The organism is Paraburkholderia sp. MM5477-R1 (assembly GCF_050436385.1).
In the GTDB taxonomy this organism is placed as follows: Bacteria; Pseudomonadota; Gammaproteobacteria; order Burkholderiales; family Burkholderiaceae; genus Paraburkholderia; species Paraburkholderia tuberum.
Map to the genome: position 1 here is coordinate 512374 of NZ_JBNDMC010000006.1, position 12200 is coordinate 524573.

The 12200-nt window shown below is 62.9% G+C and carries 12 protein-coding genes, 1 tRNA gene and 1 pseudogene; 3 read left to right on the top strand and 11 right to left on the bottom strand.

All coding sequences use genetic code 11. The features are described 5' to 3' along the window. Window positions 1-22 precede the first annotated feature (22 nt). The 3 genes from OKW35_RS20705 to coxB are packed head-to-tail and all read right to left on the bottom strand — an operon-like array spanning window position 23 to window position 3575. Window positions 23-358, bottom strand: a complete 336-nt coding sequence (locus tag OKW35_RS20705) for a hypothetical protein (RefSeq protein WP_018423781.1) — start codon at window positions 356-358, stop codon at window positions 23-25. After that, entirely contained in the window at window positions 355-2892 is a 2538-nt protein-coding gene (gene ctaD, locus OKW35_RS20710) for a cytochrome c oxidase subunit I (RefSeq protein WP_429553017.1), read from the bottom strand. Before ctaD ends, OKW35_RS20705 begins: the two co-directional genes overlap by 4 nt. After that, window positions 2889-3575: a cytochrome c oxidase subunit II gene (coxB, locus tag OKW35_RS20715; protein WP_187616057.1), complete on the bottom strand. Its 687-nt coding sequence runs from the start codon at window positions 3573-3575 to the stop codon at window positions 2889-2891. The genes ctaD and coxB overlap by 4 nt, the downstream gene beginning before the upstream one ends. Before the next feature lie 51 nt (window positions 3576-3626). On the opposite strand from coxB, the gene OKW35_RS20720 reads away from it, so the two are divergent. After that, window positions 3627-4139, top strand: coding sequence for a DUF2231 domain-containing protein (locus tag OKW35_RS20720; RefSeq protein WP_184040085.1), 513 nt, complete (start codon window positions 3627-3629; stop codon window positions 4137-4139). Here OKW35_RS20720 and OKW35_RS20725 read toward each other — a convergent pair. From OKW35_RS20725 to OKW35_RS20740, 4 genes are all read right to left on the bottom strand, one after another. Next, on the bottom strand, window positions 4103-4615 hold the full coding sequence (locus OKW35_RS20725) for a CopD family protein (RefSeq protein WP_429553018.1): 513 nt from the start codon (window positions 4613-4615) through the stop codon (window positions 4103-4105). The two genes, OKW35_RS20720 and OKW35_RS20725, sit on opposite strands and share 37 nt — an antisense overlap. Further along, window positions 4612-5337: a cytochrome c oxidase assembly protein gene (locus OKW35_RS20730; protein WP_260321208.1), complete on the bottom strand. Its 726-nt coding sequence runs from the start codon at window positions 5335-5337 to the stop codon at window positions 4612-4614. The genes OKW35_RS20725 and OKW35_RS20730 overlap by 4 nt, the downstream gene beginning before the upstream one ends. Window positions 5338-5924: 587 nt before the next feature. Continuing rightward, window positions 5925-6581, bottom strand: coding sequence for a glutathione transferase (yfcF, locus tag OKW35_RS20735; RefSeq protein WP_429553019.1), 657 nt, complete (start codon window positions 6579-6581; stop codon window positions 5925-5927). A 49-nt stretch (window positions 6582-6630) separates the two neighbouring features. Continuing rightward, the gene (locus tag OKW35_RS20740; RefSeq protein ID WP_162634082.1) at window positions 6631-6828 is read right to left on the bottom strand and encodes a hypothetical protein; all 198 of its coding nucleotides are present in this window, start codon (window positions 6826-6828) and stop codon (window positions 6631-6633) included. Between the two features lie 265 nt (window positions 6829-7093). On the opposite strand from OKW35_RS20740, the gene OKW35_RS20745 reads away from it, so the two are divergent. Beyond that, window positions 7094-7178: transfer RNA gene (locus OKW35_RS20745), tRNA-Leu, on the top strand. Between the two features lie 93 nt (window positions 7179-7271). Here OKW35_RS20745 and OKW35_RS20750 read toward each other — a convergent pair. The 4 genes and pseudogenes from OKW35_RS20750 to OKW35_RS20765 form a co-directional block, all read right to left on the bottom strand. Next, complete coding sequence (locus OKW35_RS20750; RefSeq protein ID WP_429553020.1) at window positions 7272-8291, bottom strand: D-cysteine desulfhydrase family protein; 1020 nt, start codon at window positions 8289-8291, stop codon at window positions 7272-7274. A 78-nt stretch (window positions 8292-8369) separates the two neighbouring features. Further along, window positions 8370-9566 (bottom strand): aminotransferase class V-fold PLP-dependent enzyme, encoded by a 1197-nt coding sequence (locus OKW35_RS20755; RefSeq protein ID WP_429553021.1) that lies wholly within the window; start codon window positions 9564-9566, stop codon window positions 8370-8372. Window positions 9567-9593: 27 nt separating this feature from the next. Further along, window positions 9594-9850, bottom strand: a pseudogene (locus OKW35_RS20760) (RidA family protein); the annotation flags it as partial. Window positions 9851-9865: 15 nt separating this feature from the next. Next, window positions 9866-11161 (bottom strand): L-fuconate dehydratase, encoded by a 1296-nt coding sequence (locus OKW35_RS20765; protein WP_429553022.1) that lies wholly within the window; start codon window positions 11159-11161, stop codon window positions 9866-9868. 190 nt (window positions 11162-11351) lie between these two features. On the opposite strand from OKW35_RS20765, the gene OKW35_RS20770 reads away from it, so the two are divergent. After that, window positions 11352-12113, top strand: a complete 762-nt coding sequence (locus tag OKW35_RS20770) for a GntR family transcriptional regulator (RefSeq protein ID WP_184061543.1) — start codon at window positions 11352-11354, stop codon at window positions 12111-12113. Window positions 12114-12200 lie beyond the last annotated feature (87 nt).

Consider the following 12200-nt stretch of genomic DNA (forward strand, 5'->3'; position numbering starts at 1 on the left):
CCCGCTCGCGCTCAGTCCGCGCTCAAACGCAGGTGGTGAGCAGCAGCGCGGGCCCGAACGTGATCACGGTCGCGACCAGCGCCGCGATCAGGGTCCAGACGACGACGGTATGCATGAACGAGCTGATGCGTTCGGGACCAGGGTCGCGGGTCGCGGCGCGATAGCGCCATAGCCAGCCGATCGCGATCAGATGCAGCAGCAGAATGATCGCGAGACTCGCGCGCAGCGGGCCGGTGGGCCACGCGAACGCGCAGCCGATCGCGTGCAGCGCATACAGGATCACGAACGCGAGACACCAGATCGTGAAGCCGACGGCGAGCCACCACAACCGCCGCGGCGAAAGCGGACGCGCATTCATGGTCTGGCTCCCAGCACGGCGACGAGGCTCGGCAGCGCGAGCACGAGTCCAAGCGCGATGATGCCCGTCGCCAGCGTGTAATCGACCCACAGGCGGGTGAGGCGCAGATCGGTCAGGCGTCGGGCGGAAACGAAGCCCGCGCCGACGCGCAGCACGTTGCTGATGAGGAACAACAACCCGACGCCCGCGTGAACTGCGATGTACGTGAGCAGCGCCGCGGCCGTCGCGCCGAGCGCATGCTCGCGCGGATTCGGTGTCACGCCGTTGATCAGCATCACGCAGGCGATGAGCGCGACGATCAGCGCGATCGCGCTCAGCCCGATCGTGCCGTGCGGTTTGCGCTCGGCGGCGGCCGCGCGCAACGAGCCACGCGTGGCGGCTGCGGCGACCGCGAGCGCGACGGCCGCGACGAGCGCGAGCCCGCGGTTCGGATGCGGCGTCACGGCTGCCGGCCAGTTCGGCGCGGCAATCCACAGGTAGAACGTGCCGAAGATCAGCGAGGTGAACAGCGTGCTGTTCGCGATCAGCGCGCAGATCATCGAAAGCCACGACGGCGCACCGACGACCTCGGTATGCGGCGGCACGCTGACGCCTCGGCCGACCGGCAGCGCGCCGTAATCGCGCGCGTGCCCCGCGCTCTGGCCCGCGTAGATGAAGAGGCCAAACGTCACGAATGCGAATGCGACCGACAGCAGATAGAACTTGAACAGCATCGCGAGCACCGCCGCGGCGGTCACGAGCGCGGTGACGAGCGGCAGATACGTCGAGTTCGGCAGCACGATCAGCTGTTCGGGCTCGCCCGATGTCATATGCACGCCTAGCGTCTCCTGCCAGCCGTTGCGCGTGAAACCGAGGTAACCCTCGCCGCGCGCCAGAGAGGTCGCTAGCTGGCCCGGGGGCACCTTTTCGGTTTCGGCGTCCATGTGCGGGATCGACGCGAATGCGTACGGCGCGGGCGGAATCGGCATCGCCCATTCGAGCGTGGTCGAGTCCCACGGATTGCGTCGCACGCGCTGGCCGAAACGCAGCTGCGCGATGATGTCGATCACGACGAGCGCGAAGCCGATCGTCATCACGAAGCTGCCCACCGACGACAGCAGATTGAGCCAGTTCCAGCCTTCGTCGCCGCTATAGGTGAAGACGCGCCGCGGCATGCCTAGCAGGCCGGTCAGGTGCATCATGAAGAACGTCATGTTGAAGCCGATGAACACGAGCCAGAACGCCGGCACCGAAAGGTTATGCACGGCGGTGCGCCCGGTCAGCAGCGGCAACCAGTAATAGAACGCCGCGAGCATCGGAAACGCGAGCGCGCCGGCCACCACGTAGTGCAGGTGCGCGACGACGAAGTAGGTGTCGTGCGCCTGCCAGTCGAACGGCACGATCGCGAGCATCACGCCGGTCAGCCCGCCGCACGTGAACACGAAGAAGAAGCCGAAGATGTACAGCATCGGCACGTCCCAGCGCGGGCGGCCGTGCGACAGCGTGGCGAGCCACGCGAAGAACTGGATCGCGGTGGGCACCGCGACGATCGCCGAGCCCGCCGAGAAGAACGCGAGCGCCAGATGTGGGATGCCCACCGTAAACATGTGGTGCACCCAGATGCCGAAGCTCAGGAACGCGAGCGCGATGATCGCGACGACGATCGTGCGATAGCCGATCAGGCGGCGTCGCGCGAACACGGGGATCATCGTCGACAGCACGCCGGCCATCGGCAGGAAGATGATGTACACGTCCGGGTGGCCGAACAGCCAGAACAGATGCTGCCACAGCAGCGGATCGCCGCCGCGCGTCGGATCGAAGAACGGCAGGTTGAACGCGCGCTCCACCTCGAGCAGGATCGAGCCGAGAATCAGCGGCGGAAACGCGACGATCATCATCATCGCGGTGACGAGGATGTACCACGCGAAGATCGGCATGCGATCCAGCGACATGCCCGGCGCGCGCATCTTCAGGATCGACACGACGATTTCCATCGCGAGCGACAGCGCCGAAATCTCGACGAACGTGATGCCGAGCAGCCACACGTCGGCGTTCAGTCCGGGCGTGTACACGTTGGAGCTGAGCGGCGTGTACATGAACCAGCCGCCGTCGGGCGCGCTGTGCAGAATCAGCGACACCGTCAGGATCGTGCCGCCGAACAGATAGCACCAGTAGCCGTAAGCGGTCAGGCGCGGAAACGCGAAGTCGCGCGCGCCGAGAAACTTCGGCGTCAGATAGACCGCGAAGCTCTCCACCATCGGGATCGCGAACAGGAACAGCATCATCGATCCATGCATCGTGAAGACCTGGTTATAGGTCTCCACATCCATGAAGGCCGCATGCGGCGTCGCGAGCTGCACGCGCGTGAGCATGCCGAGAATCCCGGCGATCGCGAAGAACACGAACGACGTGATCATCATGCGCATGCCGAGCACCGTATGGTTGACCGCGGCGAGCCTTTGCACGCCTGGTCCGGTGGCCCAGATCGCCGCAAGCTGGCGATGCAGCCGCAGCGCGTTGATGCCCTGTGATGGCGGCTCGACGGGCACACTCATTTCTTCACCTCCCCGTTGGCGGCGGCGTTTTTGACAGCAGCCGGAAAATCTTCCGGACGATCGACGATCACGGTGAAGTGCATCCCCGCATGACCGATGCCGCAAAACTGGTTGCATTGTCCGGCGTACTGGCCGGGCTGATCGGCCTGGATACGCAGCAGGTTGTGGTGGCCAGGGACCGCGTCGATCTTGCCCGCGAAGCGTGGAATCCAGAACGCGTGCACGACGTCGAGGCTCGTCACGACGATATCGACCGGCGTACCCGCTGGCAGATGCAGCACGTTCCCGGTTTCGACGTTGCCGAGTTCCGGATAGCGGAAGGTCCAGCGCCATTGCTGCGCGATAGCCTCGATGCGCGCGGGCGCATGCGCGCGCAGCGGCAGCAGCAATTCGCCCGCGTACAGCGCGTAGCAGATCAACGGGATCAGGATCACTGCCGGCAGCACGAGACCGCCGAGCACGATCCAGCGCGCGGGCGACACGTGCGAGCCCCAGCCGGGCCGGAAGACCGTCATCAGAAACAGTACCAGCACCATCGCGAACAGGATCGCGGCGCCCGCCAGCATCACCCACCACAGCCCGGCGATCGATGCGGCGGCCGGACCCGATGGCTCGAGCGTCGAGAGCGGCCCGGTGCAGCCGGACAACGCGGCGAGCGATCCGGCTTGGACGGCCAGGCGCAAGCAGCTATGATGGTTTGCACCACCAGGCACCCGATGCGAGGACACACCATCATGGCAAACAAAGGCAATGCTGGAAACGAGACGCGAAGCGAAGTGATGCTCGAGTTGTTGCGGCTCGACAAGGGGTCGGTGGTGGCGCTCGTGGGTCATCCGATTCACGTGATGATGGTGCATTTCCCGATCGCGTTCGTCGTCGCGACGTTGGGCGTCGACGTAATCTACTGGTGGACGGGCGACCCGTTCTGGATTCGCGCCGGATTGTGGGCCGCCGGCTTCGCGTTCTGGAGCGGCGTGGCTGCGAGCGTGGTCGGTACCGCCGAGCTGCTGCTGGTGCGCGGTATCCGCCTGAAGGAAGCGAGCTGGTCGCATGCGGTCGCCGCGATGACGCTCGTCGCGCTCGCGGGTGCGAACTGGGGCGTGCGCCTTTATTACCCCGATGAGATCCTGCCGCATGGGCTCGTGCTGTCGGTGCTCAGCTCGGTGATGACGGGCTTCGCCGGCTGGCATGGGGGCAAGCTCGTGTTCGATCATGGCGTCGGAATTCTCGTTTCGCCGAAGGAGTGATGCAGCCAGCGGCCAAGTCCACCGGGCTCGAACAGATGCGGGGCCAGCAGGTTCGAGTCGATGTGAGGCTTGGCCAGCACGATCCAGATGATCGCGACGATCACGATCAGATAAGCGATGGTCAGCGCGATCGCCGAGGCACGGCTGAACCTGCCGTTGGGCAGATACAGATCGTGCAGTACGAGGCCGGCCAGCACATGCAGCATCGCCATGATGCCGACGAATACCATCTTCGCGGTGAACCATTCGACGAAGGTGGCCTGCAGAAAAATCAGCGCGGTGCCGCTCGCAATCGCGACGAAAGCGGCGGGCGAGGTCAACTCCACGAACACGAGACGCGTGATGCGGTGCAGCCGGTCGAGTTCGGTGCCCGCCGCGAGCCCGCGGCGCTGCCAGAACAGATACGGCAGCACGATCAAACCGCCCGACCAGACGGCGATCGCGGCCAGATGAATGAACTTCAGCAGGGTCGTCACAGCGCGGGCTCTCTGACGCGCAGGCTTGACCAGACGAGCGAAAGTCCTGCCGCGAGATAAGGGATCATCGCCAGTACCCACATCAACAGTCCGGCGAGTTGCTGGTCGGCGAGCGGGGTGAGCCCCCACGCGGCGGTGGTCGCGAAGTGCGCGACGTAGAGCGGCACCGGCGCGAACACGATCAACGCGCCGAGCAATCCCATATGGCCGATCGTCGCGACGAGCGCCATCAGCGCGGGGCCGGTCGGCAGCGACGGCGAGAAGATGCTGCGCCACATGAGCCATGCACTGCCAAGCAAAGTAATCTGCATCAGCCAGTAGCCGGGTACCGTCGCGAGTCCCCACGCATAAGGCCCAGGCGCATGCCACAGCCAGATGATCACCGCATGAGCGGCGACCACCGGCACGAGCGGCGGATGCGCGAGGCGCGGCAGCGGAAACGCGAGGGCGAGCAGGGGGGCGACGGCAGCGATCAGAATGATGTGATGGGTGACGCGCGCGGAGAACAATGCCGAGGACAACGCGCAGAGCGGCGACACGAACACGAGGGCCATCAATGCGACGGCTCCCCATCCCGCCCGTGCATTCGCCGAGCGGTTGCTGGCCACGAACCATGCGAGCGCCGCGAGCGCGACGAGCAATGGCGGATCCGTATTCCAGCGCAGCCACAAGCTTTCGGGGACAGCCGCGGGACCACAGTAGGCGACAGGAAAATATGGCATGGGCGATGTCTTCAACGAGTCCAGGTGCTTCTTCAGTACACGCAAGCAAACGCGTGACAGATAACGCCTTCGAATTGTCGGGACGGCTCACGATCCAACTGATCGCTCACGTACTCTAGCGCAAATAAACTGTTTAGGGACGGCTATCTGAATCCTGTAAGTTTTTGCGTGACAGAATGTTTTCAATTTGTCACTCGAGGCTTTTGCCGGCGGGATAAAAGCCGGTGTAATGGCGGCGGTAAGATTGCAATGGTGCGGCGCAATACTTCAGGCTTACCTGCCCGGCGTACTATGATGAAATCATGTGACGGAGACCCGCCATGTTTCATGATCCCATCCGAATTCCCGCAATGATCGAATTGACATTGCTTGCGATCGTGCTGATCGTTGTCAGCATCGTACGCGCGAGGCAGCAAAGGAAGCGGGCGCGGAATCGGGCCATGGCGGAGCAGCGAAGCTCTGATAAAACGCGAATGTAATATTCGCGTTTACTGCATCTTTTAATACCTCCGTATTCAGCTATTTTTCTGGTCTTTGTCACTTCTATCGATGGCTTTTCGGCGTGGCGGCAGCCACGCCGGTCGACTTTATAGCGATGGACGCTCCAGTTGGACCCACTGCTGCACGCTGGCGCGCTGCCATTGTTGCGTGGCGTACTCCTTGAGCTTGTGCGGAACGGGATCGCCGTTCAGCACGAGGCGATTGAGCATCAATGCGAGGTCCGTATCGGCGATGCACCACTCGCCGAACAGATTGGGCGAATTGGCCGGAAGCAATGCATCGGCGGCGGCGAAGAGTGTTTGTGCCGCTTCTTGTGCGCTGGCGGAAAGCGGGCCGCCGCGCGATCCGTAGAAAATGACTTCGGTGGAACGCTCCTGGCGAACCGGCAGCAGATCGCTGCGCAGCCAGGCCTGCAGCTGGCGCGCTCGCGCGCGCAGACGCCGATCTTGAGGATAGACCGGGGTGTCCGGGAAAGTCTCTTCGAGGTACTCGGTGATCGCCGACGACTCGGATAACGCAAAGTCTTCGTGTATCAGGGTCGGCACGCGCCGCGTCAATGAGCGGGCCGCATAGTCGGTGGCGTGATTCGCCTTGTTCGCGAGATCGACGGTCGAAAGGTCGAACGGCAAGCGCTTCTCGCGAAGCGTCACGAAGACGGACATCGCGTAGGGGCTTGCGAATTGGGCGTCGGTGTAGAGGTGGAAGGGCGGGTGTGCCACAGGGGCTCCGTTTTCGTTAGTCATCGATGTCGAGCTTCGAATACTAGCTGCTCGTCGCGCGCCGTGCAGCCTTTCACCAGTGCGGATTGGCCATCTCGCACGCGAGCAGGCAGCCTAACGCCGACACGGTGCCGACCGCGCCGAGACCAAATCCTACGGCAAGGTTCTCCGCCGTCGTTGCGCAACCCTGCAGCAGCGTTATCGACGTCAGCAGCGACGCGAGAAAAAGACGATACCGAAGTCGCGAAGAAGATGTGCGTCGTGGTGACATGATATGTTCGGCGTGAAGGGCGCTCTTTCAGCGCATCAGCGTACGAGCATAGCGGTCCGCCATTTGTCGCATTCACCCGAGTAGCGGCCCACAAGCGTCAGACCTTACGAGCTCTTGCGAGGCGCCGGGCCGCGCTCGAATCGGTCGCCGGGCAGCGATACGGGGTGAACGCCTCGTCAGTTTTTCGACCGGTATTGCAACTGCAGAACAATATCGCGCGAGGGGCTTCAAAAAAATAATCAGGCTGATACAATGGCGCCCCTCTGCCCAGGTGGCGAAATTGGTAGACGCACTATCTTGAGGGGGTAGCGCCGAAAGGCGTGTGGGTTCAAATCCCGCCCTGGGCACCATTTCGAATCGTCGATTCGAATCTTCAAGTACTTCGCGCTTTCTTCAGACAACGGCGGCCGTATCAGACCATCGCGTTGTCTCCGCTTCTGCGCTCAGAACTCGTTCCGATAGGCAAATAGCCCCGGAAGCCCGCCGCTCATCACGAATAGAATTTTCTGTCCGGTACTGTACTTCCCGTTGCTCACGTTTTCCACAAGACCCGCAAATGCTTTGCCGCTATACACGGGATCGAGCAACAGACCTTCCGTTGATGCCATCAGCCGAACAGCCGCGCGCATATTATCGGTTGGAATGCCATAGCCGGGTCCGAGCTGCGCTTCGTCGATCGAGATCGCGTCATCACTCACGCTTAGGCCTGGGTCGATCAGCCGGACCGTCTGATTCGCCTTATCCAAAGTAACCGTGCGCGCGTGGCCAGCATTCCCATACACCGTGAATGCGGCAACACGCGACGGATCCAGGCCCAGCGCAATAAAACCCGCGACCAGCCCCGCATGCATGCCGCCGCTTCCATTCGGCACCACGACGCGATCGAAGGCCACGTTTTGCGCTTGCGATTGCGCGACGATTTCAGCTGCGCAGTCCGCGTAGCCGAGACAACCGACCGGGCTCGAACCGCCCAACGGACACACATAGACGTTACGGCCCTGCGCTTGCAACTCGTTCGCGCGTTCCTCGGCGAATTGCAATGCGTTGGCCGTGCCGGGAAGATCATGCACGCGCGCATCGAATAGCGCATCGAGCAGCACGTTGCCGTTCTCCATGTAGTCGTGGTCGAAACGTGGCACGGTTCTCGTCAGCACCAGCTCGCATCGAAGTCCGATGCGAGCCGCCGCGGCCGCCGTGAGGCGCGCATGATTCGATTGCCGCGAGCCGACGGTAACGATGGTGTCCGCGCCGCGCGCGAGCGCTTCGCCAATCAGGAATTCGAGCTTGCGCAACTTGTTGCCGCCGCCACCTAGTCCCGTCAGATCTTCTCTTTTGACGTAGATGTCCGCCCCGCCGAGGCGAGCGCTCAGACGCGCAAGGTGCTGAATTGGCGTCGGGCCCTCGAGAAGCGCATGGCGCGGAAACTTTGATAAATCGAGGCGGTGCGATGAGGCGGAGTTCATGGTCGTGTGCGGACGATTGAGTTGAAAGAGACGTTTCCATTCATTTGACTGACGCAAAGTTCTCTTTGACTCGAGTGCTCAATGCGTCAACGTCCCTATCCCAGCCAGTAATTTATCAACTTCGGCGTCGGTGGTCAGATAGCTGACCGATGCACGCGCGATCTGCGTCAGCCCTCTGCTAGTCATATCGAACGGCGTGTACGCGACGCCATTCGAGCCGATCGTAATGCCCTGTGCCGCCAACGCGCGTCGCACCGACATGGCATCGAGTCCGGCGACGTTGAACGACACCAGACCGGATCGTTCGACACCCTGGTCGAGCACCCACACGCCCTCCATCGCGGCCAACCGCTCGCGCAATGTCTGCGCGGTCCGGTCGATCTGCGCGCGGATGTTGTCGATGCCGATTTCCAGCGCTTCGTCCAATGCATTCGCCAATCCGCAATGCAGTGCAAGCGACGCTTCCGACGATTCGAAACGCACGGCATCGTCGCGCAGTACAGGGTCGCCATTGGCGTCGAGCGGCGCGGAATACGTGTCGACGAAGGCCGGCGTCAAGCGGGGCAGAAAATCCCGCCGGACGTATAGCAGCCCGGTGCCGCGCGGTCCACGCAGTGCCTTGCGGCCCGCGCCGGCCAGCACATCGCAGCCGACTTCGACGACGTCGATCGGAAGCTGTCCGACGGCCTGCGCCGCATCGATGAAATACGGAATGCCGTGACGACGTGCGATCCGCCCAATCGCGGCGGCCGGATTGATCAGTCCGCCATTGGCCGGCAGCCACGTCAGCGCAATCAGGCGGACCCGGTCGTCGAGCATCGCTTCGAGCGCGCGAGGATCGACCCTGCCGCTGTCATCGGAAGGAATCGTCTCTATCGATGCGCCCGCGCGCTGCGCCAGAAGACGCATCGTCGCGAGATTGCCGCCCCATTCGTGCCGCGCGACGAGGATGCGTTGCCCCTCGCGCCACGGACCCAATGCCGCGAAAGCAGCGCCCCAGCCCGGCGAATTGCCAGTCGTCAACGCGATCTCGGCGGGCTGAGCGTTCAGCAGTCGCGCGGCGAGCGTGCGCGCCCGTTCGGTCTGTTCGCGGGCAGCCGCGCCCGCTTCCATGGGTCCCATCGAGGCTTCGCGCAACAGATGCGCGTGAATCGCTTCGAGCGTGGCGGCCGACGGCAGCGACGCGCCCGCATGATTGAAGTGCGTGGTACTGCGCACACCGGGTGTGCGGGCGCGTATTGCGTCGATGACAGCGGGCGACAGCGGAGAAGACATTGGCGGCTCCGAGTGTATGAGTTGAATTCAGACGTTCTTCAAGGCGACAACCGCTTCGACTTCGACGGCGGCCCCTGCCGGCAGCGACGCAACATCCACCGCGCTGCGCGCGTGACGGCCGGCGTCACCGAAGATCTGCACGATCACGTCCGACGCGCCATTGGCAACCGTGCTTGAGCACTGAATGCCGGCGTGCTCGCGATGAACACGTTCAGGCGCACGATGCGTGCCACGCGCTCGAGCCGGTCGCCCGTCGCCGCGACGATCTGCGCGACGACACCAACCCTTACCCTCCAGCATCATTCCTGCCACGCTTCTCCTTCCGGATACCAGTACCTGTCCAGCGTCCCTTCCAGCATCTCGATGCTATACCCGGCCCTTTGCGGCGGCATATAGTGCCCGTTGCGGATCGCCACGGGATCCACGAAATGCTCGTGCAAATGATCGACGTATTCGAGCACGCGATTCTCGAGCGACGCCGACACGCAGATATAGTCGAACAGCGAAATATGCTGCACGTACTCGCACAAGCCGACACCACCCGCATGCGGGCACACCGGCACACCGAACTTCGCGGCCATCAGCAGTACGACGATCACTTCGTTGAGTCCGCCGAGCCGGCAACTGTCGATCTGGCAGAAGTCGATGGCTTGCGCCTGCAGCAGTTGCTTGAACATCACGCGATTGTGGCAATGCTCGCCGGTTGCGACGCCGATCGAACCGAGCCGCCGGCGAATCGCCGCATGACCGAGGATGTCGTCGGGACTCGTGGGCTCCTCGATCCACCACGGGTCGAACTCGGCGAGACGGCGCATGTTCGCGATCGCCTCATCGACGTCCCACACCTGGTTCGCGTCCATCATCAGCTTCCGGTTCTCGCCGATCTCTTCGCGCAGAATGCGCGCGCGCCGTACGTCTTCCTGCAGATCGCCGCCGACCTTCTGCTTGAAATGCGTCCATCCCTGCGCGACGCCTTCGCGCGCGAGACGGCGAATCTTGTCGTCGTCGTAACCGAGCCAGCCCGCCGATGTCGTATAGGCCGGATAGCCGTGCGCGAGCATTTCCTTTTCACGCTCGCCCTTGGTCTTCGCATGACGATGCAGCATCGCGAGTGCTTCGTGCGGCGTGATTGCATCAGTCACGTAGCGAAAGTCGAGGCAGCGCACGAGTTCTTCCGGGCTCATGTCGACCAGCAGCTTCCAGACCGGCTTGCCGACGGATTTCGCCCACAGGTCCCACGCCGCGTTGACGACCGCCGCGGTGGCAAGATGAATCGCACCTTTGTCCGGGCCGATCCAGCGCAGTTGGCTATCCGAAGTAAATGCGCGCCAGAAAGCGCCCATATTCGCGGCGATATCTTCGAGCTTCTTGCCGACGATCAACGGCGTGAGTGCATTCACCGCGGTCACGCAGATTTCATTGCCGCGGCCAATCGTGAACGTGAGGCCGTGGCCCGTGAGATTCGGCGTGTCGGTTTCGAGCGTGACGTAAGTGGCGGAGTAGTCCGGCGCGGCATTCATCGCGTCGGAGCCGTCCAGCGAACGTGAGGTGGGGAACCGGATGTCCCGAACGGACAGCCTTGTGATCGTTGTCATCTGCGCACCCTCCGGGCTATGGCTATCGGCTTGTCGTCCGCGGACGCAGACGGATCGGTTTCGTGCGCACGTTCTCTGTGTGCGCGTTCCTGCTGCGCGTACGGGTAAGTGCGTAGTTCCCAGATACCAGGCATCCCTAGCTATTTCCAGGCATTTGTACGCGTTGACAACGCGGCATTCACTTTCTAGCATGCTAGCATGTCTTCTCGAAATCAGGGCCTTCGTGAATTCCTCGACCGAACTTGAGAATGCCGCCGGAGACCCGTATGTCGCACTGCAAAAAGTCGGCGGCGGCGAGCGCGGCAGCTTGACCGACGCGGTCGAGGCGGCGTTGCGAGAAGCGATTGTTACGTTGGCGTTGGAACCCGGCATGATGATCGACAAGATGGCCGTGTGCGAACGCATGGGGGTGTCGCGCTTTCCGGTGTCATCCGCGTTGGCGAGGCTTGCGCATGCGGGTCTCGTCGAGGTTTTGCCGCAACGCGGCACGCGCGTCAAACCGATCGCGCTCGACGACATCCGCCAGCATCTGTTCATCCGCAGCGCACTGGAAGTCGAGACGGTGCGTGGGGTCGCGCTGATGCACGACACGGCGACGCTCGACGCATTGGCAAGCAATCTCGATCAGCAGCGCAGTCTGGCTGGAAGTGGCGAACGTCTGGCATTTCACGCGCTCGATCTGGCTTTCCATGAAATCCTGCTCGATGCGGTGAAGTTGCCGCGCGTGAAGGAGATCGTCGCGGTGTCGCGCAATGCGCTGGACCGCGCGAGACAATTGCTCGCGAGTCCAGAACGGCTCACGCATACGCTGGAAGAGCACGAGAGCATCTTCAAGGCCCTTTGCGCCGGCGACGGCGATGCGGCCGCGAAAGCGATGCACGATCATCTCGACCAGGTCGTCGCCGAATTGCAGCGGTCCGCAAAAGAGCGGCCCGACCTGTTCGCGCCTTGAATGAAAGCTGGAATGAAAGCCGTTGTTCAAGCCGTAAAAAGCTCCACCGTAAAAACGTTGGTGATATAGGCAGCCGTCGACAGATCA

Coding starts and splice junctions, on each gene's coding strand:
- OKW35_RS20740 (WP_162634082.1), bottom strand. CDS start 6,828: ATGTCACCACGACGCACATCTTCTTCGCGACTTCGGTATCGTCTTTTT.
- OKW35_RS20765 (WP_429553022.1), bottom strand. CDS start 11,161: ATGACAACGATCACAAGGCTGTCCGTTCGGGACATCCGGTTCCCCACC.
- OKW35_RS20730 (WP_260321208.1), bottom strand. CDS start 5,337: ATGCCATATTTTCCTGTCGCCTACTGTGGTCCCGCGGCTGTCCCCGAA.
- ctaD (WP_429553017.1), bottom strand. CDS start 2,892: ATGAGTGTGCCCGTCGAGCCGCCATCACAGGGCATCAACGCGCTGCGG.
- OKW35_RS20720 (WP_184040085.1), top strand. CDS start 3,627: ATGGCAAACAAAGGCAATGCTGGAAACGAGACGCGAAGCGAAGTGATG.
- OKW35_RS20755 (WP_429553021.1), bottom strand. CDS start 9,566: ATGTCTTCTCCGCTGTCGCCCGCTGTCATCGACGCAATACGCGCCCGC.
- OKW35_RS20705 (WP_018423781.1), bottom strand. CDS start 358: ATGAATGCGCGTCCGCTTTCGCCGCGGCGGTTGTGGTGGCTCGCCGTC.
- yfcF (WP_429553019.1), bottom strand. CDS start 6,581: ATGACTAACGAAAACGGAGCCCCTGTGGCACACCCGCCCTTCCACCTC.
- OKW35_RS20750 (WP_429553020.1), bottom strand. CDS start 8,291: ATGAACTCCGCCTCATCGCACCGCCTCGATTTATCAAAGTTTCCGCGC.
- OKW35_RS20770 (WP_184061543.1), top strand. CDS start 11,352: ATGCTAGCATGTCTTCTCGAAATCAGGGCCTTCGTGAATTCCTCGACC.